The organism is Amycolatopsis sp. 505 (genome assembly GCF_031625235.1).
Taxonomy (GTDB): Bacteria; Actinomycetota; Actinomycetes; order Mycobacteriales; family Pseudonocardiaceae; genus Amycolatopsis.
This window is the reverse complement of the sequence record NZ_JACKQP010000005.1, coordinates 362,953-386,697: the sequence shown is the minus strand read 5'-3', so window position 1 is coordinate 386,697 and position 23,745 is coordinate 362,953. Positions and strand designations below refer to the sequence as shown.

Genomic DNA, 23,745 nt, shown 5'->3' with positions numbered 1-23,745 from the left:
AAAATTCGTCCACAACCATGCACGAGATGACGATCAAGCAGCGGCGAACAGAGGAACGGGTGACGCCATCCCGGATCGCCACCGTCGCCGCTCACTTCGGGCGGGACGTCGCGTTCGGTACTGCGCTGGCCGCGGAAATGGTCATGTGCTTCGGCTACACCGAAGCAGATCCACGAGGCGAGCGGTACTCGGCTGCGGCGTGCGTGTCCGGCAACGGTGTGCGCGGCCGGGTCGGCATGCTGCTCGACTACGAGAGAGCCTTCCCCGAGCCCAGTCTCGGCCTCGCCGTCGACGGGCCGAAATCATCGCCTGCTTGTGTGCGGGCCGTCGAAAACCAGGTGGTTTTCGTCTGCGCCAACCAAGCCGGGGTGCCAAACGGAACCCGGTTCCCGGGTTCGGCCGAAATCGACGTCGCAGCGGAAATTGCGGCGGCGCGCGACGTCCGCGACCACCTCGGGGAACGGAAGGCCACTACGCCGAGCGTCGCTTGATCCGGATCAGCAAAGCGTCGAAGGCCAGGAACACCACCAGGCTCGCGCCGACGAGCGGCAGGACCCACGCCAGCACCGCGACTCCGAGCAGCGTCACGATCAGCGGCGCGCCGGCCAGCTGCCGCCACACCGGGCGCGGCAACGACGCCCACCGCCCCTTGTACGGGTTGTGGATCCACCACATGCGGTACCCGAGCGCGAGCAGGACGAGCGTCGCGACCGCCACCAGCGCGAGGACGATCTGGTTGGCCAGGCCGAACAGCGTGCCGGTGTGGAACTCGGTGGCCAGTGCGCTGAGCTTCGCCGGCAGCGAGTAGTCGCTCCAGGCGATCCGCTCGGTCACCTCCGCCGTGTAGGGATCGATCGCGACCGCGCCGCGGTGGACCGGCAGTCCTTCCTCGATCTCGGTGACGGTGTACGGCGCTTCCGGCCGGGGCGGTACCGAAACGGCCAGCTCGCCGCTCAGTCCCGCGGCCTCGGCGGCCGCCGCCGCGCGGTCGAGGCCGATCGGCCCGGCGCCCGGCCGGACCGGCACCGGGGCCGCCGTGAGCACGGGGGCTCGCAGGTGGACCGGGTCGGCCGCCGCGTCCGCGCGACCACCCGCGAACTGGCTCATCGCCAACCCGGTGACCGCCACCGCCAGCAGTCCCGCCGTGAGCCACAGGCCGGCGGCACCGTGGATCGCCCGCACCCGCGTCCACCCCGTCTTGTCCCGAGTGGACGGCACGAGCACCTCGCGCAGCGGACGTTTCCGGCGCGTGCGGGCCAGCCACAGCACCAGGCCACCCACGGCGACGAGGGGAACCCAGCTCGCGGCGAGCTCGGCGTAGAGCCGGCCCGGCGCGCCCAGGTGCAGATCGCCGTGCAGCCGGCGCAGCCACGTGTTCGCGGGCAGCCGGTTCTCGACCGTGGTCAGCTCGCCGTTGATCAACCCGGTGTACGGGTCGACGAACACCGTGCGGTCGGTGGTCCCGGCCGGACCGGGAACCGCCAGCACCACACGGGTGGTGCGGTCGGGGGCGGGCGGGGTCAGGACCGACTCGAGCGTCCCCTCCGGGTGCGCCGTGAGGGCCGCGCGGACCTGCTCGGAGAGAGGGCGCGGCGCGTCGCCGACCTGGTTCACGTGCAGGTCGGACCGGTAGAGGCTGTCGTGGATCTGCGGGCTGAACACGTAGACGAGCCCGGTCAGGCACAGCACGGCGAGGAAGGGCGCGACCACGATACCGGCCAGGAAGTGCAGCCGCCGGGCGACGAGCTGGAGGACGGTGCTCAGGCGCGGCCGCGGGGACGGACGGGCGGCCCGGTGCGAGGGAACGGTGGAGGTCGAGGACAAGGCGGCTCCCGCGCGGCTGGAAGAGGCGGTCAACGGACGTCGATGGGCTGCTTGACCGTCTGCGTGCGGCCGTCTCCGGGCCGTGCAGGTCGATGACCCACGGCTCGGCAGCCAGGGCACCAGCCATCCCGGTCGGGTGTTCGGATGGGCACCGTGTGCGTTCCGACGCTTGGTGGCTTGGGCTTCGTGCGACTGGGCTTTGCGTTCCGCGGCGGCACGGCGCCCGGAGCTGAGCCGCTCGATGATGCTCCTTCGGTCGCGGATGACGCCCTTGGCGTCGGCCGCGTCCGCACACCGCGCCCGCGCCGCATCGACACGCCTCGGCCCCGGCAACCGCTTCCCGTTGGTCCGCCACCCCGGCCACGAGAACGCCGTGGCGTTCAAGCGCCTGGCGTACGGCGGCTCGCTCGGCGTACGACAGCCCGCGCTGGTCGCTGACCCCGCGCGTGCTCAGCGTCGGCCAGCACCACTCGACCTCGCACGCCATGAGCGAGACCGCCCAGCCGATGCTGATGAGCCTCGCCGAGGAAACCGGCGAATCGGCGTCACTGGCCGCGCTGGACGGCTCCGATGTCGTCTACGTCGCCCGCGTCCCGGTGCGGCGGATCACAAGCATCAACGCCTCGCTCGGCACGTGCTCGGTGCCGCTGTCAGGATGTTCCAGGACGCGCCGTTGGTGCCGGCTGCTGAGCCGAGGAAGCTCCCGTCCGCCTGTCGCGTCAGGCCCCCACCGGGTGGCCGTCGGCCCGCAAGACGAACGAGCTGGGAGCGGTCAACCGGACCAGAACCTCCGGGCCGCCGACGAGGTCCGGCCGCGGGTTGGACGCGGTGGCGATGGTGACGCCGGGCCCGCCGTGCGCGGACGCGATCGCCGGCAGCGCAACGCACGCCACTGCGATTACCGTGGACCAGGTTCCGCGGAGCGGGAGTCACATGCTCACACCTCCGTGGCGAGGCCGGTGATCACCGCGACGTCCTCGCCGGACAGCTCGATGTCCGCGGCCGCCAGGTTCTCCTCGAGGTGCGTGACGCTGCTCGTACCGGGGATGGGCAGCATCACCGGCGAGCGGTGCAGCAACCACGCCAGCGCGATCTGCCGGACGGTCGCCCCGTGCCGGGCGGCGATCGGCTCGAGCACCGTCATGACCTTGCCCGTGTCGGGGCCTTCGGTGAGCGTGACCGGGTGCCATGGCGAAAAGATCGCACCGCTGTCCTCGGCGGCCCGCAGCAGGTCCGCGCCGGTGCGCGCGCTCGCGTTGAAATGGGCGGTGACCGCCGCGATCTCCACGATCTCCCGCGCGGACCGGAACTGTTCGAGCGTCACATTGGACAGTCCGATGTGCCGGATCAGTCCTTCCTCCCGCAACGCGGCGAGGGTGGCGACCTGGTCCTCGAACGGCGCATCGGTGGCGCGGCCGCTGTGCAGGTAGTACAGGTCGATCGTGTCGACACCCAGCCGGCGCGCGCTGAGGTGGGCGCTTTGCCGCAGGTAGTTGGGGTTGCCGACGGCACCAAGCGTGGCGTAGTCGAAGCCGCCGCGCACGAATCCGCCCTTGGTCGCGATGACCAGGTCTTCGGGGTAGGGGTGCAGTGCGTCTCGGATGAGGGCCTCGTTGGTGTGCGGGCCGTAGACGTCGGCGGTGTCGATGAACGTGACACCGGCGTCGACGGCCGCGCGCAGGACGGCGATGCCGCCGTCGCGATCGGGGTACTCGCCCCAGACCTGCTTCCCCGTCAGCTGCATGGCGCCGAAACCGATCCGGCCGGCACGCAGGTCACCGCCGATGGTGAGGACTCTCGAAGTCATCCGGACCTCCTGCTGAAGTGATCTGCTTGCCGACGAAGGTGGCGACGTCGTCGATCTCCTGGCCGCGGACGTCGTGGCCCAGCCCGGGATAGACGTGAACCTCGGCGGTGGCGTGGCGAGCGAGCCACCGTTCGGTCCGCGCGAGCGCCCCGGGCGGGATGATCCGGTCTTCCCGCCCGCGTCCCCAGTAGACCGGCGGCCGCGTGCCGCCCAGCGCCGCGTCGCCGGGCTGCTCGTCGCGCACGACGAACCCCGCCAGGTTCACGCAGTAGGCGAACCGGTGCGGCGCCCACCGCATGAGCTGGTGCGCCATCGCCGCACCTTGCGAAAAGCCGAGCAGCCCGATCGACGGCGCCTCGACGGTCTCCAGCCACGACAGCACGTCCAGCGCCGCCGCGTTCGCCACCTGCGGCCGCGGATCACCGATCGGGTTGCCCGCACTGGGGAACCACGCGTACCCACCGGCTTCGGGAATCCGCGCCCGCACCGAGGCGACCACGACCTCGTCGGGCAGGCGCGGGGTGATCAGCCGGTGCAGGTGTGTCTCGTCGTAGCTCCAGCCGTGCAGCATCACCAGCAGTGGCCGTGAGCCGCGGGCACGCTCCTCTTCGGACCACAGCACCGCTTCGCGGTCCATTCCCGGTTCCTGGTTCATCGTACGGTGAACTCGGTCAGCGGGTCGGTGTGCACCGGTGTCCACCCGAGCTCGCGTTGTGCCTTGGCCGAGGTCAGCTGCTGGTCGAGGGCGAAGGCGTCGGCGATCGGGCCCATCTGCTCGCGGGCCTGCTCGAGGCTGAGGGAGACGGTCTTGCCGTCGAGCCCGGCGGCGTGGGCGCAGGCCTCGGCGACCTCCTTGGCGGTCGGGTTGATCCCGCCCACGCCGAGGTACACCGAGCCCGCCGGAGCGGACAGTGCGGCCACGTAGAGGCGGGCGAGGTCGTCGAGGTGGATCAGGGCCCAGTGGTTGCCGCCGTCGCCGAGGTACGGGATCGCGCCGCTTTCCTTGCCCGGCTGCACGAAGAAGAGGTCGATCAGGCGGTTGTCGCCGCCGTAGAGCAGGCCGGGCTGCACGATGACCGGCCGGCCGCCGTTCTTCGCGCGGGCCAGCACCGCGTCTTCGACGGGCTTGCGCCACGCGACGACGCCCGGCGGGTTCCACGGCGCGGTCTCGTCCCGCACGCCGCCGGTGTCGCCGTAGACCCAGCTGCCGCCGGTGTGCACGTAGGTGCCGCCGCCGACGCCGTCCTGCATCGCGGTGGCGGCCGCCAGATCCTCCTCGCCGCTGGTGGCCTGGGCGAGGTGGATCACGGCTTCCGCCCGCGCCGCCGCCTGGTTGAGCACGTCGAGGTCGGAAAGGCCACCGCGGACCGCGCTCGCCCCGGCGGCCACCACCGCCGCCTCGGCGCGGTCGCTGCGTGCGAGCGCCTCGACGGTGTGCCCCTGCCGGACCAGCTCGCCGATGGTCGCCCGGCCGATGTAGCCCGAGCCGCCCGTGAGGAAGATCTTCATCACTGTCCTTTCGATCGTGTTTTCGTTCCTCCTCCACGGTGGCCGGTGCCCCCGCCCTGCGTCCAAGACCCGTTCCGCGCGCTGTGATGCCGCGGCGGCATCACAAAACTGCGATGATGGGCGCGGGAGGTGGGCCGACGTGGACTTCGACCTGCGGAAGCTGCGCTACTTCGTCGCGGTCGCCGAAGAGCTGCACTTCGGCCGGGCCGCCGCGCGCCTGCACATCGCCCAGCCCGCGCTGTCGCGCCAGATCCGCGCCCTCGAAGACGAGCTGAAGACGCCGCTGTTCGTCCGCGACCGCCGGAGCACGGTCCTCACCGCGGCGGGCGAACAGCTCCTCACCGACGCCCGCGACCTGCTGGCCGCGGCCGAAGCCGTGCACCGCCGGGTCACGGCCGCGGCCGAAGCGAAGCCGGTCCTCACGGTCGGGTTCATGCCGGGCCTCGTGGTCACCCCGGCGGTGCGGGCACTGGCCCGGCAGGGCATCGCCGTCCGGCTGCTGCGCACCAGCTGGCACGACCAGGTCGAAGTTCTGCACGACGGCCGCGTGGACGTCAGCATCATCAGGCTGCCGGCCGACCAGCGCGGGCTGACCGTGCGGCCACTGTTCACCGAACCCCGCGTCGTCATGGTGCCCGCCGGGCACCGCCTGGCCGGGAAGGAGTCCGTGCCGGTCACCGAACTCGCCGACGAGCACCTGCTGCAGGACCCCGACGCCGTCCCGGAATGGCGGGACATCGCGCTCGAGCTCCGCCGGCCCGACCGCCCGGAAGTCCCGCGGATCGACAGCGTCGAAGAGAAGCTCGAACTGGTCGCGGCGGGCGCCGGGATCAGCGTGATCCCGTTGTCGACGGCCACGTTCTACACCCGGCCGGACATCATCGGCGTCCCGGTCGAAGACATCGGGCCGAACCAGGTGTCCCTGGCCTGGCTCGCGACGCGCCGATCACCCCTGATCGACGCCTTCCTCGCCGCCGCGGGCAACCTGGTCCCCTAGACTCGGGTCCGCTCGTCATGTCGAACGGGTCAGGCGCCGAGATGGCCGAGGGCGTCCTCGACCACGCGCGCGACGAACGCGGCGTCGAGGGGTTCGCGGGAGAACCAGCGACGGTAGAACAGCGGCCCGGCGACGGCGGCGGTGACGTCGGCCGGCCCACGATCCGCGGCGAGCTCGCCGCGAGCTTGCGCGCGTTCGGTCACCACACCGAACGGAGCCATCAACCGGGCGTGCAGATCCGCATGCAGCCCGGCCAACTCGGGATCGCGCTCGGCGGCGTCCACGATGGAGGGCAAGACCGCCGCCCAGCGGGCACTCCGCAGCTGCTCGGCCAACGCCTCGATCAAGGCGACGAGATCCCCGCCGAAGCTGCCCGTGTCGGGGACCGGAGGCGCCGACCCGATCGTCGAGCACGCCTCGATCAGCAGCGCGGCCCGTGACGGCCAGTGGCGGTAGATCGTGGTCTTGGAGACGCCCGAGCGTCGCGACACCTCGTCGATGCTGACGCCGCCGATGCCGCCGGCCGAGAGCAACTCGTACGTCTGGGCGAGCACCGCCGCCTTGGACCGCTGGACTCGAACGTCGACGAAGTCCCCGGATCGGGCCACCTGGTGATCTCCGTTCTTCTCCTCACCGGAACAGTACGATACTGTACCGTACTGTTTCGCAAAGCCGGACAGCCCGGCTCGCCGAGAGCAGCCAGGAGAACGCCGTGAAGCTCGCCTCAGTACGCCTCGTCACCGATGACCTGCCCGCCCTGACCGCTTTCTACTCCACGCTCACGAACACCGAGCCGGTGACCCCCTTCGGGTCCGGCGACTACGCCGAACTGCACACCGAAGGCAGCATCATCGCGCTGGCCAGCAGCGCGGGGGTCAAGCGGTTCAACAACAACGCCGCCGTAGCCGCCGCCAACCGATCCGCCATCATCGAATTCGAGGTCGACGACGTCGACGCCGAACGCGCCCGCCTGGGCGACCAGGTCACCGCCTGGGTCCAGGAACCCACCAACCAGCCATGGGGAAACCGATCGATGCTCCTGCGCGACCCCGACGGCAACCTCATCAACATCTACTCCACCGGACACTGACGGCACCGGCACCTGCCCGAACGCCGGGCTGAGGTCCGGCTGGGCTCGAGGCAAGGGCCACGGCGCGTTACCCATGCCCCGGTGAACTGTGCCCAGTGCCGCAGCAGCGATCGCCGCTTCGCGGGATTGACGCCGCCGAGGGCTGGGTACCGCTGGTGTGCGGACGTCTTCAGCAGGGAGGACGGAGCCCGGAAAGGGACGATCGGTCATGCCCGAGGGGAGCGACGCCGGAAGCGAGGCGGCGCCGTGGTCGTTGGACCTTCGCGGCACCACCGCCCCGGTCCTGGTGCAGGTCCGCCGTTGGGCCTCGCGCACGCTGACGCAGGTCGACGACGCTCACCTGGGTGATGTGCTGCTCGTCGCCACCGAGCTGGTGACCAACGCCTACGACCATAGCCAAGGGCCGCTGCAGATCCGGATGAGCCACACGCCGACGCCGTGCCGGGTGCGGATCGAGGTCGACGACAGCTCCCCGGACCAGCCCGTCGTCGCGGCACCGTCTCCGCAGCGGCTCGGCGGCCGCGGCATGCAGATCGTCGACAAGCTCGCCGAGACCTGGGGCGTGCTCGCGCACCCGGCGGGCGGCAAGACGGTGTGGGCCGAAGTGTCCTGCGCCGGGCTGGACGCGATGTCCTGCACTGCGGCGCGCGCCCACCCGTGACGGCGGCCATCACCTGGGCGACCGCGGCCGGCAATCCCGGGACCGCGGCCTCGACGGAGCCGACCTGATCGAGGAGCCTCCCCGGACAGCGATCCAAGAGCGCCCGGTGCACCGACGTACGGGATCCCGGCAGCCCGAGGCGGTTCCGCCGGCCCGAGGTCTGGACCGGCGGAACCTCGGTCCGGGCCTTCTGCGCGCGGAAGGCCCGGACTTGGCGACTGACTACCCAACCCGAAATTGATTCACACCGTTCGGCGGCAGTCATTGCTCTGTTCGGACCCACTACCCGCCGGGGCAGTTCAGCCGTCGAGCTCATGGTGCCGCTGGGTCAGCGTGCGGGCCAGCTCCGCCAGCTTCACGTTCAGTTCCTGCGACGTGCGGCGGAGAATGTCGAACGCCTCGTCGGCCGACACCCCGCGGCGGTTCATCAGGATGCCTTTGGCCTGCCCGATCACGTCCCGGCCGTCGATGGCCCGCTGCAGGTTCTCCTCCCGCAACGCGGCCGCGGTGTGCGCGGCCGACCCGGCCAGCGCCAGCGACGCGTGCGACGACAAGATCAGCGCGTGGTCGACCGCATTGTCACTGAACGCGCCCGTGCGCCGGCTGTAGAGGTTGATCGCGCCCGGCGGCAGGCCGGACTTGCGATCCGGCAGCAACGTCGTGGCCAGCAACGACCGGAACCCCAACCGCGCCGCCCGCGGCCCGAACTCCGGGAACGCCACCGAGCCGGCCAGGTCGTCGCTCAGGCAGTGCCCGGGCCCGTCGTGCCGCGCGGCCTCCAGGCACGGCCCCTGGCCGGTCCGGTACTGGATCCGGTCCAGCTCCTCGGCCTCCGCACCGGTCCGGACGGGGGTGTGGAACCCGCCGTCGGGCGAGCGCATCGTGATGCTCGCCAGTTCGGCGCCGGGAACGATCCGCAGCGCGGCGGACACCACGCGTTCCATCGCCTCGTGCAGGGAACCGGCCTCGAGGAGCACCGAGGCGAGCGCGCCGAACCGCTGCGCCAGCGGCCCGTCACCATCAACGCCACACCGGTCCCAGCCGTCACCGGCCGGCTCCGCTCCGAACGTGACCCGATCGGCCTCCCACGGGTCGTCGGTCTGCGCGTAGACGTCGGTCAATCCGGTCTCCTCTTACCCGCCCGATCGCCGGGCACCGCGCCCACACCCTACCGACCGGCAGGAGCAGCTGCTTGCTCCGGCGGAATCGCCCGCATGGCCATGAGGGACGCGTCGGTCGGCGGTAGAGCGATTCAAATACGATGCAAGCTGGCTACCCAGCATCGCGGGCTTCCACTCGTTCTGCACCGCTTGGACCTCGCCACATGCCGTCCGTGCCTCGTGATTACCCGAGCACACTGGATCGCCGCTCTGTCAGGACACTCTGCCGACTCGGCATTCCCGAGCTCCGCAGCGTAGATTCGCATCGTTCCTGCATCGCAGACCGGAGGTCCCATGGCACCCGACCAGCTCGCCTGCCGGGCACATCGGTCCGCGACCGCACCGAAGCCACGGAGATGACCGCAGACCCGCCACCGGCGCCGGCCGCGTTCACCATCTCCGCGCATCGGGAAGGCCCGGTCACCCTGTTGCGCCTGGACGGCGAATTCGATCTGAACGCCCAGGACGCGCTGGCCGAAGCGCTGGCCGCCGCAGGTGCCACCACGGTCGTCGACGGGCGGAACATCACCTTCTGCGGCGCCGGCTGCCTGGGCCGCCTCCTCGCGGCGGCTTACCAAGCCGGGCGCCGAGGCGGCCGGATCATCCTGGCCACGACGGCTGCCAGGGTGTTACGACCGCTGTCCGTGCTCGACACCGGCCACCACCTGACGGTGACCGCGCTTCCCGACGAGGCGCTGGCCCTGCTATCGGCTACCGATCCGCGGTGATCCCGCCTACGCTGCGAGGGCGCCCGGCAAGCGAGAGGATGTCGTCCTCGTGACCGAGTCCGCCGCCGAACCGGTCGCCGGAGGGCGATGATCGGAGCCGGCACGGCCGCCACCCGAGCCGATACGGGACGTTGTGACGACCGGGCCGCGCGGCGTCAGATCGGGCGTTCGGACAGCTCGCTTTCGAGGATCTCCTGGAGCTTCGCTTCCTCGTGGATCCACCGCCACCGCAGCGCGGCGAACAGCGCCACGAAGCCCGCGACCACGCCTCCTACGACCATTCCGGACGGAGTATCGGCGACCGGAACCGCGACCGCGACGGCGAGCAGCCCCAGCAGCGGCCACCATCGCCACGACCGCTCGCGCGCATGCCGGGGACGATAGGCCACCATTCCGAACAGCGGCTGGCGCACGCTCATTTGATCGTCCTCCACGGTGTCGGCGGTCACCTCGGCGGGCAGTGTGACGATGCGTAGTCGCACACCCCCCAATTGTTCGCCAGCCTCAACGATCGAGGTACGTCTGCACGCACCAACCACACCTCCGTGTCACAGTGATCACCCGGGCGGATCAGTGACTCTTCGCCTCGGTAGCACCAGCGAGACAGCCACGAGATGTCGGCGCCGGCGGCTGTCGACGGGGACATTCGGCTGAGGGGGCTTCTTCAGCGAGCCGGCAGCATGCTCGAGGAGAACCTACGGCCGTGACCGATCAGGGCCAGCCCCAGCGCAGCCCGCGGATGCCGGCGCTCACCTCGCTCGCGAAGCAGAGGGCAGGCGTCTCCGGCGCCACCGGGACAGCGGCGACGTCGCGCTCCACACCACCCGGCCCGTCCAGCCGGTAAGCGTGGCAGGCCGAGGGCAACGCCTCCGGCGCGAAGTGCACCTCCACCAGGTGCTCGGCCACCGGATGCCGGAAGCGGCGATCGTAGCTGGTGTCGGGTACGTCATCGGTGTATTCGAACTCGTACTCGAGGATCGCGATCTCGCCGACCGCCAGCGGGCGGACCGGGACCAGCTCGCTGATCACGAACCCCGGCTCCGCCAGGACTTCGGTGCGCACCGCCCGGCAGTACCGCGTCGACTCCAGCCGCGGCGGGCGGCCGGGGGCGCAGCCACGGAGAGCCACCACCCTGGCCTGGACCGGTTCCTCGATCGCCCGCACGACCTCGCGCACCCGCAGGCGGGTGAGGCACCGGTCGGCGCCCACATACACGGCCTCGTGCAGGCTGAGCACCAGCAACGATGTCTCGTCGGCCGCGTCGAACGAACGCAGGACCGGCAGCACGCCGTTGCGCGGACCCCACAACCGTTCCCAGCCCACCGGATCGGGCGCGCCGCTGTGGCCGGGGCGGGACAGGAGGCCGGTCAGCGAGCGGGCCGGCAAACCGAGGACGTCTTCCAGCACCGTCACCGCGCGCAGGGAATGCGGCCGCTCGGGGCGAGTCCGCCCGGTGCGCCAGTAGCTGAGCGTCGTCGTGCTGACCGGAACACCCGCGGCCGTCAAGCGGCTGCCGAGGCGGGCAAGTCCCAGGCCGCTGCGGTCGATGGCCAGCGAGAGCGCGCGGCTGAACGGGCCTTCGGCGAGGACCTGCGCCAGGTCCCGCCTGGCGGCCTCCGGCGGCGGCACCGCGAACAACGGCATGGCGATCCTCGGCGTCGGTGCGGAGAAACGAGGTGCCGTCGGCGGATCGCGCCGGCGTGGCGGAAGTGTCCGGTCGTGCCGGATCACCACCGGTCTAACAGGCGCGGACCACGCCTGTCACCCGACGAACGTCGGCGGACGACGCACAACCCGCCGAAAGATCCGTCTTCTTCCGTTGATCCTCTCCGATCTTCCGACGGTTACCGAAGCAACACCAGCTAATTACGTTCGGTGAGTCCCCACCGGTCCCCGTCAAGGAGCCCTGATGCGCAATCCTCTCGCCCGATCCGCCGCTCTGCTCGCCGTGTCCTGCGCCGCGTTCGCCACCCTCGCGGCCGCCCCGGCGTCGGCGAGCACCCCGGTCACGCCGGTTCCGTCCGGTGCCGAACCGTCGATCATCGACGGCAGCACGGCCCAGAACCCCGGCTACATCACCCGGTTCAACGGCCACGCCAACGGCTACACCTTCTTCTGCACCAGCACGTTGATCGGCGCACGCTGGGTGCTGACGGCCAAGCACTGCATGTACGACGACAACGGGCGGCGGCTGACCGACATCGACCTCTACGTCGGCTCCAACAGCGCCTCCGGTGGCGTGCACGCGAAGGCGTCCTCGACATACGTGTACTCCGGCGGCGACCTCGCCCTGATCAAGCTGAACACCAACGGAGGCAGCACCTTCGCCCGGCTCGCCGGCAGCTCGTCGGACGCACAGGAAGGCGACTCCGCCCGCGTCTACGGCTGGGGCGCGACCCAATCCACCGACGAAGGCAACCACCAGTCGGCCGTCCTGAAGCAGGCTTCGGTGCGGATCGCCGACACCAGTGCCACCGACTACTTCGGCGGCCCGGCCATCGCGGCCGACACCCTCGACGGCGCGGTGGCCGGCGGCGACTCCGGCGGCCCGATGATCGACGACGGCGTGCAGGTCGGGGTCTGCTCGACCAGCGACCGGTCCAGCACCACCACCTACGGCAGCGTCGCGGCGGGCCGCAGCTGGATCCGCCAGGTCAGCGGTATCTGACGACTGCCGCGCGGCGGTGTCGCCGACGGTCCACCCGGACCGTCGGCGACCTCGCACGGCGGCCGCCCGGTGAATCGCCCGCGCGAGCACGGTCTGGGTCAGCCAAGGCGTCGTCGGCATTCAGCCGGAGCCGGAACGCGTAGTGGCGCAGGAACCGGCTGGGCTGGTCGGCGGACTCGAAGGTCAGGCAGGAGCAGTTGGCCAGGCCCGCCCGGACGATCCAGGTGGCCTCGGCGTTCGTGGTGGCCGGGCCGGCCGAGTCGACCGCGGAGAGGACGACCTGGTCGCCGGCGTCGTTGGGGCGCAGGATTTCCGCGCGCGGACAAGGCCCACCACGGACCGGACCGAAACCAGCCACGACCACCACCAGCGCACCGGCCGCCGCAAGCCACCACGGCAACCCGGAGTCCGACACCGCCGCGACCGACGACACTCCGGTGCCGTGGCGCGCTGCGCCGGTCTCACCCGTCAGCGCAACGTCATTGCCGTCGCCGCCGTGGTAGGTGAGCCGGAGTGCGCCGACCGCCGCCCCCTCGGGCAAGCCGGCGAAAGTGTCCGGCGTCGAAACCGGTGACCATCGTGATCGCAATCGCCGCGGTTCTGGCCGCCGCGTGAAACACGGTGGGACGCCGAAGCGCCCCACCGCCACTATTCACTTAGGCCAGTAATTGAACCTGTAGCCGCTGTAACAGATACCTGCGCAGCTGGGGTCACGAGGAAAGTACTCGATCGGCCCAACTTTGTAGTATCGAGCGAATTCGCTCCGCTCAACAACACAGCTATTGTAGTTTTCGCCACACCATTTGCTGTTGACATCCGCCACGCCGACACTGGTAGACGCCGCCGCGGCGCCGCCCTGAGCAGCCATCGCGACACCCGGAACAGTCAACGCCGCTACTGCGGCACCGGCCACAACGAACGTCTTTACAAGATTCTTCACAATCCCCCTTGGAAAATTGCAGGCGGAATTCGGATTCCGCTTGTTCGCGCAGATGACGCATGAGTTACCGAGCTCAATGCACAGCGAAACGCGAAATAGAATCCGTTTTCCCCGGTCAGGTTCGAATACGCCTGAGGAGGCTAGCATCAAGTTGATCATCCCGCCAGGCCAACCCCGGACTCCCGCGCCGGACGGGTGCGGCAGCCGGCCACCGGCCGCGCAGGCACCGGCCCTGGAACCGGCGTTGCCGGCCGCGAAGATGGCCGGGTACAGCCACGTCGGCATCGACGGCACCCTGATCGAGACCGACCGGTGCCGCACCTCCGGCCCGACCGAGGGAGTGGACCTGTGATGGTCGAGCAAACACGCCAACCACGGGGGAACATCCAGGTCATCACCACACCCGACGGCTGGCCCTTGTGGACCTCCGAGGTCCGCGCCGCGTCGGCGTAGAGCCGGCGCGGCCGCTGGCGTGGCTTACCGGCCATGCCGTGGATCGGAGGGATGGCGCCGATCAGCTCGCCCGCGGCGACACCGACACCGGCCTGCGCCTGTGGCGGCAGACCGCCGACCGGCTCCGATCCACAAAGGACACCGATCCCGGCGCCGACGGCTGGGCGTGGGAAACCCAAGCCGTCACCGTGGTAGCCCACGCCCACTACGGACGCCTCGACCTCGTCGCCGAGATCGCCGATGACCTCCCCCGCGCGCTGCCCGGCCTGCTCGAAGACCCGGGGACGTCGGTCCCGGTCTGCGGCGCCCTTCTGCTGGCACTGGCCCTGACCGACCTCGACCGCGCGCGGACGGCCGCCGAGCGCGCCGCGGCAGTGCGCCTGATCGCCCTCGCCGAACGCTTCCGGTACGTGCGGGGGTTCCACCCGGCGATGTCCTCGGCCCGCATCCGCGAGGAGCTGCGTGCCGCCGCGATCGCGGCACCGGCACTCAGGCCGCGGGATCGCGCCTGAACAACGCCCGCGCCCACACGTACCCCGCGACGGCGAACCCCGCGCACCAGGCCACGGCGATCCACGCACTGGTCCCGACCGGCGTACCCAGAAGCAACCCGCGCAGGGTGTCGATGACCGGAGTGAACGGCTCGTTGCGGGCGAACCAGCGCACGGCTCCCGACATCGTGTCCGTCGGCACGAACGCACCGCTGACGAACGGCAACACCTGCACCAGCAGGATGAACAGATTCGCGCCCTCGGCGTTCTTCGCCGCCAGCCCGACCGCGACGGCCAGTCAGGTCAGCGCCGACGCCAGCAGCAACACCAGTCCCGGCGTACCGGCGCAGGTGCTTCAGGTTGCGCCGCAGCATGGTCGCCGAATCGCGTAGTTCATCGAGCGGCCTCCTTCTCGGTCGTGAGGGCGAAGAAGACGTCGTCGAGGTCCGGGGTGTGCACCGACAGCGTGAACGCGGACTCGTCCCGCGTCCCTTCGCCGAGTGCCCGGGCGCCTGCAGCCGGACGTGCCCGCCGGCGACTCGCCAACGAGGTCGTCCGCGGCGCCCTCGCCCTCGAGACGCACCTGACCAAGGCGGAGCAGGAACTGCTCAACCCGATCGGCGTCAACTGCGTGCGGTCGTTCTCCGGCAAGGGGATGTAGAGGGAATCCCGTGCGCCGCTGACGACTGCACGGTGATGTTCGCGACGCCGTTTCCGCCGCTCAATGGCGCGGTCCAGCTCACGGTCGCCGCTCGCCGGGGCGGTGCCGCTGCCACCGCCGACGAGCAGCAACGCACCGTCGCCGGTGGAGGCCGGGCCGCTTTCGCACCACTCCGGTGCCCTGCCCGAAGCGGTCAGGGAGCCTGACGCCGCCTCGGGCAACGGCGGACCACGGAGTTGACGGCGAAGCGGCGGTTCGGGTGGCAGCCGGCGTGGCTGCTTGCGGAGGCCGAGGAACCACGGCCGCACTTGCGCCGGCTACCTCGCGCCGCATTCGGCCTTGTCTACGGGCAGATGTGCTACGGGTTCGCGAGTTCGGCGAGCCCGCCGCGCTCAGGTCTTGGCCAGAAGCCGGTCGAGCACCCGGTCGAGCCCGAAGACGAACAGCTCGTCGTCCGGCCACCCGGCGTCGACGAACCCGGACGTGCTGAGCGTCGGATAGCGTTCGGCGGAATCGAGGATGTGCGCGCGGACCTTGGCGATCGCGGCCGGGTCGTCCAGCCGGCGCCAGGTGGCGTCCGCCAGCGACGCGCCGAGCACGAAGCCGGCGAGGGTGCGGGTCGCGGCCGCGAGCTCCAGCCCGGCCAGCCCGGCCTGGACGAGGTTCGCCTGGATGAACTCGGTCCGCGCCAGCACGTTGGGCCCGAGCAGCGGGCGGCCGAGCAGCGCGGGCGACCACGGATGGGCGAGCATCGCGGCGCGCCAGCCGACGAGCAGCGTCCGGAGCCCGTCCCGGGGCTCCGAGCCGGGCGGGGGCACCGGCACTTCGCCGACGACGTGGTCGAGCGCGAGGTCGAGCAGGTCTTCCTTGGTCGCGACGTGCCAGTAGAGCGCGGTGGACGTCACCTCGAGCCGTTCGGCGAGCCTGCGCATCGTCAGCCGTTCCGCGCCCGCCGCGTCGAGTTCGGCGATCGCCGCGGTGATGATCCGGTCCAGGGTGAGCGGCGTGTTGCGCCTCGGCGGTCGCGGCGGCTCGTCCCGCAGCCAGAGGACGTCGTCGGTCATGACCTGTCACCTTACCCGTCCACATTTGACTTATCGTTGATAAGTTAATATAACATCGGTAAGTCAAGCCCGTGACGATCGAAGGTCTCCCATGAAATCCGTAGCCGTCCCGAACCGGTGGCTCGCGCTGGCCGTCCTCAGCCTGGCCCAGCTGACGGTCATCCTGGACTCCACGATCGTGAACATCGCCCTGCCCACCGCCCAGCACGACCTGGGCTTCTCCGATGACAACCGCCAATGGGTCGTCACCGGCTACGCCCTCGCCTTCGGCAGCCTCCTGCTCCTCGGCGGCCGCCTCGGCGACCTCCTCGGCCGTAAACGGCTGTTCATCACCGGCATGCTCGGGTTCGCCGCCGCCTCCGCCCTCGGCGGCGCCGCGGACGGGTTCACCCTGCTGCTGATCGCCCGTATCGCCCAAGGCGCGTTCGCCGCGATCCTCGCTCCTGCCGCACTGGCCATGGTTTCGGTGACCTTCGCCGGCAACGCCGGCGAACGCGGCCGCGCCTTCGGCGTCTTCGGCGCCATCTCCGGCGCCGGCGGCGCACTCGGCCTGCTGCTCGGCGGCGTGCTCACCCAGAGCCTGTCCTGGCGGTGGTGCCTCTACGTCAACGTCGTCATCGCCGCGATCGCGATTGCGGGCGCACTGGTCTTCCTCGTCGACCACGCCCAACCGGAGCGCACCCGGCTCGACCTCGCAGGCACCGTCCTGGCCCTGCTCGGCCTGTTCGGGATCGTCTACGGTCTCGGCCACGCCGCGACGCGCGGGTGGACCGACGCCTGGACCCTCGGCCCGACCGCGTTCGGGGTGCTCCTCGTCGTCGCGTTCGTCGTGGTCGAACGCCGGGTCCGCGACCCCCTGCTACCGCTGTCGGTGGTCATGGACCGCGACCGGGGCGCGTCCTACCTGACGATCGGCATTTCCGGCACCGGCGGCTTCGCGGTCTTCCTGTTCGTCACCTACTACCTCACCGACACCCTGAAGTTCACCCCGGTGCAGAGCGGCCTGGCGTTCCTGCCCATGGTCGTCCTCGTCATAGCCGGCGCGGTCGTCTCCGGCGCGGTGCTGCTTCCCCGCTTCGGGCCCCGCCCGATCGTCCCGCTCGGCAGCCTCCTCGCCGCGGCCGGCATGGTCCTGCTCACCGGCATCGACGCGGACTCGACCTACACCGGGGGCGTGCTGCCGGGCCTGCTCGTCATCGGCCTCGGTCTCGGCCTGATCTTCGGACCGGGGCAGAACGCGGCCACCAGCGGCGTCCGACCGCACGAAACCGGGGTCGCGTCCGCGATGGCCAACATCACCCAACAGGTCGGCGGCTCGATCGGCCTCGCGGTGTTCAGCTCCCTCGGCGCGACCGCCACCACGAGCTACCTCTCCGCCCACGCCGCGACCGACCCCGCCACCCTCGCCGCGGCGACCTTCGCCGGCTACCACTTCGTGTTCCGGATCGCCGCCGCGCTGTTCTTCGTCGGTGCCCTGCTCGCCGCCGGCCTCTTCCGCAGCGGCCCGCTCGCGGTCGCCCCCGACCCCGTCCTCACCCACTGACTGACCCGAGGAGCCACATGTTCACCGATAAGGAAATCCAGTACCTGCACGACCAGCCCCTGTGCCGCGTGGCCACCGCACAGCCCGACGGAACCCTCCAGGTCAGCCCGGTCGGCTTCACCTACAACCCCGACACGCAGACCATCGACCTGATGGGCCTGCACCTCCGCAAGAGCCGCCGCTTCCGCAACGTCGCCGACAACGGCCGCATCGCCCTCGTCATCGACGACGTCCCCAGCACCGACCCCTGGCGAGTCCGTTCCCTGGAAATCCGCGGCCACGCCGAAGCCATCACCGACGTCGACACTCCCGGCCACCACGACGACGCGATGATCCGCGTCCACCCGAAACGCATCATCGCCATCGGCGTCGAGGACTGGGACGTCGACTACACCAAGCAGACTCCCCACAGCCGCAACGTCTGACCGGAGACAACCACCATGAAAGCAGTGCAGTTCAAGCACTACGGCGGCCCCGAGGTCCTCGAACTGGTCGACCTCCCCGACCCGCACCCCGGCCCCGGCCAGGTCCGGATCACCGTCCGCGCGGCCGGGATCAGCGCCAGCGACACGAAAATCCGCCGCGGCGAACTCAGCTTCGGCGCCACCCTCCCCCAGACCACGGGCGCCGACGTCGCCGGCGTCGTCGACGAGATCGGCGATGACGTCACCGACGTCGCCGTCGGCGACCGCATCTTCGGCATCTCCGACAACCAGGCCGCCGCCGCCGAATACGCGCTGCTGACCTACCGGGCGCCGATCCCGCCCTCGCTCGGGTTCGCCGACGCCGCCGGCATCCCCGCGGCTCTCGAAACCGCCACCCGCGGCCTCGACCAGCTCCACGTCACCGCCGGCACCACCCTGTTCGTCAACGGCGCCTCCGGCGGCGTCGGCACCGCCACCGTCCAGCTCGCCCTCGCCCGCGGCGCCCGGGTCATCGGCTCCGCCGGCGCCCGCAACAGCGGCTTCCTCGGGACCCTGGGCGCGGAACCGGTGGTCTACGGGAACGGCATGACCGACCGCGTCCGCGCCCTCGCTCCCGACGGCGTCGACGTCGCCCTCGACGTCGCCGGGAACGGCGTCCTGCCCGAGCTCATCGCCCTCGCCGGCGGAGAAGCGAAGAACGTCATCACCGTCGCCGACTTCGCCAGCGCTGAAGCGCACGGCGTGCACTTCAGCAACGGCTTCGCCGACGGCAACGCCTTCCACGCCCTCGCCACCATCGGCGACCTCATCGAAGCCGGGAAGTTCTGGCTGCCGGTCGAACGGACCTACCCGCTGGCCGACATCGCCGAAGCCCACCACGCCGCAGAGACCGGCCACGTCCGCGGCCGCCTGGTCCTCATCGTCAACTGAAGGAAACCCCATGAGCGACACCGAATCCGCCCCACCGAACTCCTGGGCGCTCGTCACGGGTTCGACCAGCGGGCCGCGGAAACCCGTAAGGCCATCGAGTCCGCCGGCGGCCGGGCGGTCGACCTGATCGCCGACTTCGCCGACCCCACCGACGTCCGGCGGCTCATCGCCGAAACCCGGGAAGCGACCGCGAGCGGCACCGTCGACGTCCTGGTCAACAACGCCGGCGGCGGTGGGTTCGCGCCCACCGAGGACACCAGCGAGGACATGTTCGACACGGCGTTCGCCGTCAACGTCAAGGCGCCCTACCTCCTGACCGCCGCGTTCGCTCCCGCGATGGCCGAACGCGGCCGCGGCGCGATCGTCAACGTCGGCAGTCTCAGCACCACCATGGCCGCGTCGGGAACCAGCGCCTTCCAAGCGGCGAAAGCCGCCCTGAGCATGCTGACCAAGTCCTGGACCGCCGAATACGGCCCGCGCGGGGTGCGGGTCAACTCAATCGACCCCGGCTACGTCCTCACCCGCGTCAACGAGCACATCCGCGACATGTTCAGCGGCTATCTCGCCACCCTCCCCACCGGCCGCGGCGCCCAACCCGGAGAAGTCGCCGAAGCCATCCGGTTCCTGGTTTCCCCGCAGGCGTCCTACATCCAGGGTGCGACGCTTTCCGTCGACGGCGGCAAAAACGCGGTCGTCACGATGTGAGCCCGGTCCGAACGGGCGGCCCGCGCGACGGTCCGATGCCGGCCGGGTGCCTGCACCGGCCGGCACAGCACACCTCGTTCGGATCGGCCGCCCCGCGGCGATTTCCCCGGCAACGTCCGGTCAGGTGAACAACCGGCGCCAAAGAGTGACACACCCGGCCCGTCGGACCCTGAAGTCCGAAAATCCTTACTGCCGATCCGACACCGAGACCCGGAGGCGACAGCCATTCTCTATGCCTTGGCCGCGCTGTTCCTTGTCGTCGCGCTGGTGAGCATCCGGCAGGACCGCCGTCGGTTCCGCAACGCGGTCCTGCTCGGCCTGGCCGTCGCCAGCCTCATCATCGCGCTGCTCGGCGACATCGACCGGCTTCCCCTCGACGTGGCCGGCATCGTCGTGTTCTTCGTCCTCCTGATACCGCTGATCACCGTTCTGGTGCTGGCGGTCTTCCTGCTCGCCAACGGTGTGACCATGATCCGGCGCGAGAGCAGGTCACTGGGCAACCTCCTCTCCTTCCTCACCGGTCTGGGCCTGCTCGCCCTCGTCGTCCTGCTGATCGCCGCCGAGTACACCCAGCACCCGGGCATCGGCGCGGTCGCCGTTTCGGCGCTGGCCGCCGTGGCCTACGTGAGCTTCCTGTTCTGCTGCTACCTGGGTTACGCCTTCCTCTACGGCCGGCTCCGCGTCCGTTCCGGCGTCGACTTCGTGGTCGTGCTCGGCTCCCGGATCATCAACGGCCGGATCCCGCCGCTGCTGGCCTCCCGGCTCGACAAAGCGATCGCCCTCTACCGGAACGAACGCGACCAGGGCGGCAAGCCGATCGTCATCACCTCAGGCGGCCAGGGAAGGGACGAAAACCAGCCCGAATCCCACGCCATGGCCGACTACCTCGTCGCGCACGGTGTTCCCGACGGCGAAGTGCTCCGCGAAGACCGCTCGGCGACCACCGCGCAAAACATCACCTTCAGCCGCGAACTCATGCAGCAGCACCGGCCCGGGTACCGGTGCGTGGTCGTCACCAACAACTTCCACGCCTTCCGCGCCGCAATCCTCGCCCGCACGGCGAAGGTGAACGGTCAGGTCGTCGGCGCCCCCACCGCCCTCTATTACTGGCCCAGCGCCACCATCCGGGAGTTCACCGCCATCCTCATGGAGCACCGGCTGGTCAACTTCGGGGTGACAGGGCTGCTCGCGCTCACTGGCTTCCTGGCCGCACTCCCCTGAGCCGGGCCGCACCCGCCACCGCCATCCGCGGGTGGTGGCCGGCGCGCTCCCTCTTGCCGCGCCGGCCACCGGTCTCCCGGGCGGGCTCAGTCCTTCTTCAGGACGTTCTTGATCTTGTCGGCGGCGTCGCCGACCGCGTCCTTGACGTTCTCGACCGCGTCCTTGATTCCGGCCTTGGCCTGGTCGGCCTGGCCTTCGGCGCGCAGCTCGTCGTCGCCGGTGACCTTGCCCGCCGTCTCCTTGGCCTTGCCGCCGAAGTCTTCGGCCTTGTTCCCGATCTTGTCGCCCAACGACATGAGTCGCTCCTCCCGTACCGGTCACCATCCCCTGTGGACGGTCCTGCCCATCAAGACACCGAGGGGGGCCGTTCGTCACTTCCCCGGCCGCGTGACCGTGTTCACTCGAACGTGGCCGTGATGATTCCGGCCCACCCCGGGTCTTCCCGGCACAACGGTTCACCCGACGAAGGAGGAACACCATGGCCGAGACGACCACGAAGACCCCCGCCGCCACCACCGGGACGACCGGCGCGCTCGTCACCAGCCAGGGCGCGACCACGATCGCGGACACCGTGGTGCAGAAGATCGCCGGCCTGGCCACCCGCGAGGTGCCCGGCGTCCACTCACTCGGCGGTGGGGCCGCCCGCGCGTTCTCCGCGATCCGGGAGCGCATCCCGGGTGCGACCGCTTCCGCGGGGCAGGGCGTGTCGGTCGAGGTGGGCGAAAAGCAGGCCGCGGTCGACCTGCAGCTCGTCGTGGAGTACGGCGTGTCCATCGCCGACCTCTCCCGGTCGGTGCGGCGCAACGTGATCACCGCGGTCGAGCGGATGACCGGCCTGGAGGTCGTCGAGGTCAACATCGCCGTCGGCGACCTCAACCTGCCCGGCGACGACGCCGACGACCAGGGCACCGACACCGGCCGGGTGCAGTGACGCCCGACGCGGTCGCGACCGCCGACGCGGTGGCGGGCCTGCCGGAAGTGGCGGGCCCGCACGGTGGCCGGGTCGGGGAGATCGCGACGCTGCTGCCCGGACGCCGGGTCGCCGGGGTCCGCGTCGCCGACGACGAATTGACCATCGGCGTCGTGCTGCGCTACCCGGCCACCGCCGCCGCGGCGGCGGCCGCGGTCCGCGCTGCGCTCGGCCCGCTCGACCGGCCCGTGCGCGTGTTCGTCGGCGACGTGGCCGTACCCACCACTTCTTGACGGAGGTTCCCATGAATGCCACCAGGACCGGGTTGCTGACCGGTCTCGTGCTCGGCCTCGCCCTCGCCTTCGGCGGGTTCGGCGCGTTCCTGGCCGTCCTCGTGCTCGGCGCGATCGGCTTCCTGATCGGCCGCCACCTCGACGGCGCGATCGACCTTGCCCAGCTGTTCGGCCGGGACCGGGGCTGACCCATGACCGCCACCGTGCCCGCCGAAGAGCGGGGTGAACTGGTCGTCTCCGGCCACGCGGTCGAACGGATCGCCGCGCACGCCGCCCGCGAAATCGACGGCGTCGGCGGCGCCGCCGGGCGCGTGCTGGGGGTCGCGCTCGGCGGCGAAGACGCCGACCGCTCGGTGAAGGTCGACGCCGAGGTCGACGGCGACCGGGTGCGGCTGGCCACCCGGCTGTCGATCGGCTACCCGGCCTCGGTCGCCCGCACCACCGACCACGCCCGGGCCCACCTGCGCGAACGGGTGAGCGAACTGACCGGGCTCGACGTCGAGCGGGTCGACATCACCGTCACCGCCCTGCACCCACCGGCCACGTCCTCGAGGAGGGTCTCGTGAAACGCCGCCCACGCCGCAGCACCCCCGCCGCGCTGACCGCACTCGTCCTGGCCGCGGCCGGCACGCTCGCCGCGATCGTGGCCATCCAGACGATCTTCGGCGAGCGCCCGTGGCTGGACTACGGCGCGACCGCACGGCGGCTGCACGACCTCCGCTGGGCCGACCTGCCCGTCGTCATCACCGGCGGCGTCGTCGCCCTGCTCGGCTCGGTCCTGGTGCTCGCGGCGGTGCTGCCGGGCAAGCTCACCGTGCTCCCCCTGCGCGGCGACCTCGACTCGGGGGCCTCGCGCCACAGCCTCGGCTCCACCCTCCGGACGGCCGCGGCACAGGTCGACGGCGTGGAGAAGGTGCGGCTGAAGGTCCGGCGGCGCAGCGTCCGCGTCCGGGTGCGGACCCGCCGCACCCGCCCCGACGGGATCGCCGACGCGGTCCGCGTCGCCGTCGCGGAGCGGCTGGACCGGATCGATCCGGTCCGCCGCCCCGAGGTCAAGGTCCGCCTCCGCGCAGTGAGGAGTACGTCGTGAACCGTCCCGCCGGACTCAACCGCACCCTGCTCGCCATCCTCGGGCTGCTCTTGCTCGCCGCCGGCGCGGTCCCGGCCGCGATCCGCTTCCACTGGCTGCCGGCGCTCGGCGCGGATCGGCCGATCGTGCCAGGCACCGAGCTGCCGCCGACTTGGGCGTGGTACGTGGCCGCGGCCGCCGGGATCGTCGTCGCGCTGGCCGGGCTGCGCTGGCTGGCCGCCCAGCTGATCCGCAAACCCGGCAACCGCACCTGGCACTTCGAAACCGACACCGGCACCACGGACCTGGCCACCACCACGGCCGTCGCCCCGTTCACCGAAGAAGTGCGCGGCTACTCGGGCGTGCGCACCGCGACGGCGTCCCTCACCGGCTCCCGCGAGCACCCGGAGCTGCTCGTGGTCGTCTCGGTCGAGCAGGACGGCGACCCCGCCGAGATCCGCGACCGCATCCGCGACGAGGGGGTGCCCCGGCTGTGCCAGGCCCTGGACCTCGACGACCTGCCCACCCACGTCGAACTGCGCTTCACCACCGCACCCGGCTCCCGCGTCGCCTGACGCGCCCCTGCCCAGCCGGAG

Annotated in this window: 34 protein-coding genes and 1 pseudogene; 21 read left to right on the top strand and 14 right to left on the bottom strand. The window is 71.1% G+C overall.

The features are described 5' to 3' along the window. Positions 1-26 precede the first annotated feature (26 nt). Entirely contained in the window at positions 27-491 is a 465-nt protein-coding gene (locus H5965_RS21040) for a hypothetical protein (RefSeq protein ID WP_310971745.1), read from the top strand. Here H5965_RS21040 and H5965_RS21035 read toward each other — a convergent pair. The 5 genes from H5965_RS21035 to H5965_RS21015 all read right to left on the bottom strand — a co-directional run bounded on the left by H5965_RS21035 (position 472) and on the right by H5965_RS21015 (position 5,140). After that, positions 472-1,824 carry a PepSY domain-containing protein gene (locus H5965_RS21035; protein WP_310971744.1) on the bottom strand — a complete coding sequence of 451 codons (1,353 nt, stop codon included), beginning with the start codon at positions 1,822-1,824 and terminating at the stop codon, positions 472-474. The genes H5965_RS21040 and H5965_RS21035 overlap by 20 nt on opposite strands. A gap of 719 nt (positions 1,825-2,543) precedes the next feature. Beyond that, the gene (locus H5965_RS21030) at positions 2,544-2,717 is read right to left on the bottom strand and encodes a hypothetical protein (protein ID WP_310971743.1); all 174 of its coding nucleotides are present in this window, start codon (positions 2,715-2,717) and stop codon (positions 2,544-2,546) included. A 44-nt stretch (positions 2,718-2,761) separates the two neighbouring features. Beyond that, positions 2,762-3,631, bottom strand: a complete 870-nt coding sequence (locus tag H5965_RS21025) for an aldo/keto reductase (protein ID WP_310971742.1) — start codon at positions 3,629-3,631, stop codon at positions 2,762-2,764. Beyond that, complete coding sequence (locus H5965_RS21020; RefSeq protein ID WP_310971741.1) at positions 3,600-4,268, bottom strand: dienelactone hydrolase family protein; 669 nt, start codon at positions 4,266-4,268, stop codon at positions 3,600-3,602. The genes H5965_RS21025 and H5965_RS21020 overlap by 32 nt, the downstream gene beginning before the upstream one ends. Before the next feature lie 14 nt (positions 4,269-4,282). Further along, positions 4,283-5,140, bottom strand: coding sequence for an NAD-dependent epimerase/dehydratase family protein (locus H5965_RS21015; RefSeq protein WP_310971740.1), 858 nt, complete (start codon positions 5,138-5,140; stop codon positions 4,283-4,285). Between the two features lie 139 nt (positions 5,141-5,279). Between H5965_RS21015 and H5965_RS21010 the strand changes: the two genes are divergently transcribed. After that, complete coding sequence (locus H5965_RS21010; RefSeq protein ID WP_310971739.1) at positions 5,280-6,137, top strand: LysR substrate-binding domain-containing protein; 858 nt, start codon at positions 5,280-5,282, stop codon at positions 6,135-6,137. Between the two features lie 29 nt (positions 6,138-6,166). Here H5965_RS21010 and H5965_RS21005 read toward each other — a convergent pair whose 3' ends face one another. Next, positions 6,167-6,745, bottom strand: a complete 579-nt coding sequence (locus tag H5965_RS21005) for a TetR/AcrR family transcriptional regulator (protein WP_310971738.1) — start codon at positions 6,743-6,745, stop codon at positions 6,167-6,169. A gap of 104 nt (positions 6,746-6,849) precedes the next feature. Here H5965_RS21005 and H5965_RS21000 point away from each other — a divergent pair, with 104 nt between their 5' ends. Both H5965_RS21000 and H5965_RS20995 read left to right on the top strand, forming a co-directional pair. Continuing rightward, positions 6,850-7,227 (top strand): VOC family protein, encoded by a 378-nt coding sequence (locus tag H5965_RS21000; protein ID WP_310971737.1) that lies wholly within the window; start codon positions 6,850-6,852, stop codon positions 7,225-7,227. A 208-nt stretch (positions 7,228-7,435) separates the two neighbouring features. Next, positions 7,436-7,888 carry an ATP-binding protein gene (locus H5965_RS20995; protein WP_310971736.1) on the top strand — a complete coding sequence of 151 codons (453 nt, stop codon included), beginning with the start codon at positions 7,436-7,438 and terminating at the stop codon, positions 7,886-7,888. A 299-nt stretch (positions 7,889-8,187) separates the two neighbouring features. On the opposite strand, the gene H5965_RS20990 is transcribed toward H5965_RS20995, so the two are convergent. Then, positions 8,188-9,009 carry a GAF and ANTAR domain-containing protein gene (locus H5965_RS20990; RefSeq protein ID WP_310971735.1) on the bottom strand — a complete coding sequence of 274 codons (822 nt, stop codon included), beginning with the start codon at positions 9,007-9,009 and terminating at the stop codon, positions 8,188-8,190. Positions 9,010-9,404: 395 nt separating this feature from the next. Between H5965_RS20990 and H5965_RS20985 the strand changes: the two genes are divergently transcribed. Further along, positions 9,405-9,776: an STAS domain-containing protein gene (locus tag H5965_RS20985; protein WP_310971734.1), complete on the top strand. Its 372-nt coding sequence runs from the start codon at positions 9,405-9,407 to the stop codon at positions 9,774-9,776. A 155-nt stretch (positions 9,777-9,931) separates the two neighbouring features. On the opposite strand, the gene H5965_RS20980 is transcribed toward H5965_RS20985, so the two are convergent. Next, positions 9,932-10,225, bottom strand: a complete 294-nt coding sequence (locus H5965_RS20980) for a hypothetical protein (RefSeq protein ID WP_310971733.1) — start codon at positions 10,223-10,225, stop codon at positions 9,932-9,934. 262 nt (positions 10,226-10,487) lie between these two features. Then, positions 10,488-11,420: a hypothetical protein gene (locus tag H5965_RS20975; RefSeq protein ID WP_310971732.1), complete on the bottom strand. Its 933-nt coding sequence runs from the start codon at positions 11,418-11,420 to the stop codon at positions 10,488-10,490. A gap of 265 nt (positions 11,421-11,685) precedes the next feature. On the opposite strand from H5965_RS20975, the gene H5965_RS20970 reads away from it, so the two are divergent. Continuing rightward, on the top strand, positions 11,686-12,444 hold the full coding sequence (locus tag H5965_RS20970; RefSeq protein ID WP_310971731.1) for a trypsin-like serine protease: 759 nt from the start codon (positions 11,686-11,688) through the stop codon (positions 12,442-12,444). Here the strand turns inward: H5965_RS20970 and H5965_RS20965 are convergent. Both H5965_RS20965 and H5965_RS20960 read right to left on the bottom strand, forming a co-directional pair. After that, positions 12,431-12,985 (bottom strand): AbfB domain-containing protein, encoded by a 555-nt coding sequence (locus tag H5965_RS20965; protein ID WP_310971730.1) that lies wholly within the window; start codon positions 12,983-12,985, stop codon positions 12,431-12,433. The two genes, H5965_RS20970 and H5965_RS20965, sit on opposite strands and share 14 nt — an antisense overlap. Positions 12,986-13,096: 111 nt before the next feature. Then, the gene (locus tag H5965_RS20960) at positions 13,097-13,543 is read right to left on the bottom strand and encodes a hypothetical protein (RefSeq protein ID WP_310971728.1); all 447 of its coding nucleotides are present in this window, start codon (positions 13,541-13,543) and stop codon (positions 13,097-13,099) included. Positions 13,544-13,598: 55 nt separating this feature from the next. Here H5965_RS20960 and H5965_RS20955 point away from each other — a divergent pair. Together H5965_RS20955 and H5965_RS20950 are read left to right on the top strand one after the other, a co-directional pair. Further along, positions 13,599-13,822 (top strand): annotated as a pseudogene (locus tag H5965_RS20955) (IS5/IS1182 family transposase); the annotation flags it as partial. A 53-nt stretch (positions 13,823-13,875) separates the two neighbouring features. Next, positions 13,876-14,349 (top strand): hypothetical protein, encoded by a 474-nt coding sequence (locus tag H5965_RS20950; protein WP_310971727.1) that lies wholly within the window; start codon positions 13,876-13,878, stop codon positions 14,347-14,349. Here the strand turns inward: H5965_RS20950 and H5965_RS20945 are convergent. After that, positions 14,327-14,563 (bottom strand): ABC transporter permease, encoded by a 237-nt coding sequence (locus H5965_RS20945; RefSeq protein WP_310971726.1) that lies wholly within the window; start codon positions 14,561-14,563, stop codon positions 14,327-14,329. The two genes, H5965_RS20950 and H5965_RS20945, sit on opposite strands and share 23 nt — an antisense overlap. Here H5965_RS20945 and H5965_RS20940 point away from each other — a divergent pair. Further along, the gene (locus H5965_RS20940; RefSeq protein WP_310972041.1) at positions 14,463-14,720 is read left to right on the top strand and encodes a hypothetical protein; all 258 of its coding nucleotides are present in this window, start codon (positions 14,463-14,465) and stop codon (positions 14,718-14,720) included. The two genes, H5965_RS20945 and H5965_RS20940, sit on opposite strands and share 101 nt — an antisense overlap. A gap of 26 nt (positions 14,721-14,746) precedes the next feature. Beyond that, positions 14,747-14,989 (top strand): hypothetical protein, encoded by a 243-nt coding sequence (locus H5965_RS20935; protein WP_310972040.1) that lies wholly within the window; start codon positions 14,747-14,749, stop codon positions 14,987-14,989. A gap of 392 nt (positions 14,990-15,381) precedes the next feature. Here the strand turns inward: H5965_RS20935 and H5965_RS20930 are convergent, their stop codons facing one another. Beyond that, complete coding sequence (locus H5965_RS20930; protein ID WP_310971725.1) at positions 15,382-16,053, bottom strand: TetR/AcrR family transcriptional regulator; 672 nt, start codon at positions 16,051-16,053, stop codon at positions 15,382-15,384. A gap of 91 nt (positions 16,054-16,144) precedes the next feature. On the opposite strand from H5965_RS20930, the gene H5965_RS20925 reads away from it, so the two are divergent. From H5965_RS20925 to H5965_RS20905, 5 genes are all read left to right on the top strand, one after another. Then, positions 16,145-17,596: an MFS transporter gene (locus H5965_RS20925; protein ID WP_310971724.1), complete on the top strand. Its 1,452-nt coding sequence runs from the start codon at positions 16,145-16,147 to the stop codon at positions 17,594-17,596. Between the two features lie 17 nt (positions 17,597-17,613). Continuing rightward, the gene (locus H5965_RS20920; RefSeq protein ID WP_310971723.1) at positions 17,614-18,021 is read left to right on the top strand and encodes a PPOX class F420-dependent oxidoreductase; all 408 of its coding nucleotides are present in this window, start codon (positions 17,614-17,616) and stop codon (positions 18,019-18,021) included. 15 nt (positions 18,022-18,036) lie between these two features. After that, positions 18,037-18,951: an NADP-dependent oxidoreductase gene (locus tag H5965_RS20915; protein ID WP_310971722.1), complete on the top strand. Its 915-nt coding sequence runs from the start codon at positions 18,037-18,039 to the stop codon at positions 18,949-18,951. Positions 18,952-18,975: 24 nt separating this feature from the next. After that, the gene (locus tag H5965_RS20910; RefSeq protein WP_310972026.1) at positions 18,976-19,656 is read left to right on the top strand and encodes an SDR family oxidoreductase; all 681 of its coding nucleotides are present in this window, start codon (positions 18,976-18,978) and stop codon (positions 19,654-19,656) included. A 237-nt stretch (positions 19,657-19,893) separates the two neighbouring features. Beyond that, positions 19,894-20,877: a YdcF family protein gene (locus tag H5965_RS20905; RefSeq protein ID WP_310971721.1), complete on the top strand. Its 984-nt coding sequence runs from the start codon at positions 19,894-19,896 to the stop codon at positions 20,875-20,877. Between the two features lie 86 nt (positions 20,878-20,963). Here H5965_RS20905 and H5965_RS20900 read toward each other — a convergent pair whose 3' ends face one another. Further along, complete coding sequence (locus H5965_RS20900; RefSeq protein WP_310971720.1) at positions 20,964-21,173, bottom strand: CsbD family protein; 210 nt, start codon at positions 21,171-21,173, stop codon at positions 20,964-20,966. A gap of 182 nt (positions 21,174-21,355) precedes the next feature. Between H5965_RS20900 and H5965_RS20895 the strand changes: the two genes are divergently transcribed. From H5965_RS20895 to H5965_RS20870, 6 genes are read left to right on the top strand one after another with little or no spacing between them, the layout of a single operon-like run. Further along, a complete protein-coding gene (locus tag H5965_RS20895) occupies positions 21,356-21,808 on the top strand; it encodes an Asp23/Gls24 family envelope stress response protein (protein WP_310971719.1) in 453 nt (150 codons plus the stop codon). After that, the gene (locus H5965_RS20890) at positions 21,805-22,080 is read left to right on the top strand and encodes a hypothetical protein (RefSeq protein ID WP_310971718.1); all 276 of its coding nucleotides are present in this window, start codon (positions 21,805-21,807) and stop codon (positions 22,078-22,080) included. The genes H5965_RS20895 and H5965_RS20890 overlap by 4 nt, the downstream gene beginning before the upstream one ends. A gap of 11 nt (positions 22,081-22,091) precedes the next feature. Continuing rightward, positions 22,092-22,268: a hypothetical protein gene (locus H5965_RS20885; protein ID WP_310971717.1), complete on the top strand. Its 177-nt coding sequence runs from the start codon at positions 22,092-22,094 to the stop codon at positions 22,266-22,268. A 3-nt stretch (positions 22,269-22,271) separates the two neighbouring features. Next, positions 22,272-22,646 carry an Asp23/Gls24 family envelope stress response protein gene (locus H5965_RS20880; protein ID WP_310971716.1) on the top strand — a complete coding sequence of 125 codons (375 nt, stop codon included), beginning with the start codon at positions 22,272-22,274 and terminating at the stop codon, positions 22,644-22,646. Then, complete coding sequence (locus H5965_RS20875) at positions 22,643-23,170, top strand: DUF6286 domain-containing protein (protein ID WP_310971715.1); 528 nt, start codon at positions 22,643-22,645, stop codon at positions 23,168-23,170. Before H5965_RS20880 ends, H5965_RS20875 begins: the two co-directional genes overlap by 4 nt. Continuing rightward, complete coding sequence (locus H5965_RS20870; RefSeq protein ID WP_310971714.1) at positions 23,167-23,724, top strand: alkaline shock response membrane anchor protein AmaP; 558 nt, start codon at positions 23,167-23,169, stop codon at positions 23,722-23,724. The genes H5965_RS20875 and H5965_RS20870 overlap by 4 nt, the downstream gene beginning before the upstream one ends. Positions 23,725-23,745 lie beyond the last annotated feature (21 nt).

What these genes read in the sequence shown, in the direction of transcription:
- H5965_RS21040 (WP_310971745.1), top strand. Translation starts at nt 27, where the DNA reads ATGACGATCAAGCAGCGGCGAACAGAGGAACGGGTGACGCCATCCCGG.
- H5965_RS21025 (WP_310971742.1), bottom strand. Translation starts at nt 3,631, where the DNA reads ATGACTTCGAGAGTCCTCACCATCGGCGGTGACCTGCGTGCCGGCCGG.
- H5965_RS21020 (WP_310971741.1), bottom strand. Translation starts at nt 4,268, where the DNA reads ATGGACCGCGAAGCGGTGCTGTGGTCCGAAGAGGAGCGTGCCCGCGGC.
- H5965_RS21015 (WP_310971740.1), bottom strand. Translation starts at nt 5,140, where the DNA reads ATGAAGATCTTCCTCACGGGCGGCTCGGGCTACATCGGCCGGGCGACC.
- H5965_RS20995 (WP_310971736.1), top strand. Translation starts at nt 7,436, where the DNA reads ATGCCCGAGGGGAGCGACGCCGGAAGCGAGGCGGCGCCGTGGTCGTTG.
- H5965_RS20985 (WP_310971734.1), top strand. Translation starts at nt 9,405, where the DNA reads ATGACCGCAGACCCGCCACCGGCGCCGGCCGCGTTCACCATCTCCGCG.
- H5965_RS20975 (WP_310971732.1), bottom strand. Translation starts at nt 11,420, where the DNA reads ATGCCGTTGTTCGCGGTGCCGCCGCCGGAGGCCGCCAGGCGGGACCTG.
- H5965_RS20970 (WP_310971731.1), top strand. Translation starts at nt 11,686, where the DNA reads ATGCGCAATCCTCTCGCCCGATCCGCCGCTCTGCTCGCCGTGTCCTGC.
- H5965_RS20960 (WP_310971728.1), bottom strand. Translation starts at nt 13,543, where the DNA reads ATGATCAACTTGATGCTAGCCTCCTCAGGCGTATTCGAACCTGACCGG.
- H5965_RS20940 (WP_310972041.1), top strand. Translation starts at nt 14,463, where the DNA reads ATGACCGGAGTGAACGGCTCGTTGCGGGCGAACCAGCGCACGGCTCCC.
- H5965_RS20930 (WP_310971725.1), bottom strand. Translation starts at nt 16,053, where the DNA reads ATGACCGACGACGTCCTCTGGCTGCGGGACGAGCCGCCGCGACCGCCG.
- H5965_RS20925 (WP_310971724.1), top strand. Translation starts at nt 16,145, where the DNA reads ATGAAATCCGTAGCCGTCCCGAACCGGTGGCTCGCGCTGGCCGTCCTC.
- H5965_RS20920 (WP_310971723.1), top strand. Translation starts at nt 17,614, where the DNA reads ATGTTCACCGATAAGGAAATCCAGTACCTGCACGACCAGCCCCTGTGC.
- H5965_RS20915 (WP_310971722.1), top strand. Translation starts at nt 18,037, where the DNA reads ATGAAAGCAGTGCAGTTCAAGCACTACGGCGGCCCCGAGGTCCTCGAA.
- H5965_RS20900 (WP_310971720.1), bottom strand. Translation starts at nt 21,173, where the DNA reads ATGTCGTTGGGCGACAAGATCGGGAACAAGGCCGAAGACTTCGGCGGC.
- H5965_RS20895 (WP_310971719.1), top strand. Translation starts at nt 21,356, where the DNA reads ATGGCCGAGACGACCACGAAGACCCCCGCCGCCACCACCGGGACGACC.
- H5965_RS20885 (WP_310971717.1), top strand. Translation starts at nt 22,092, where the DNA reads ATGAATGCCACCAGGACCGGGTTGCTGACCGGTCTCGTGCTCGGCCTC.
- H5965_RS20880 (WP_310971716.1), top strand. Translation starts at nt 22,272, where the DNA reads ATGACCGCCACCGTGCCCGCCGAAGAGCGGGGTGAACTGGTCGTCTCC.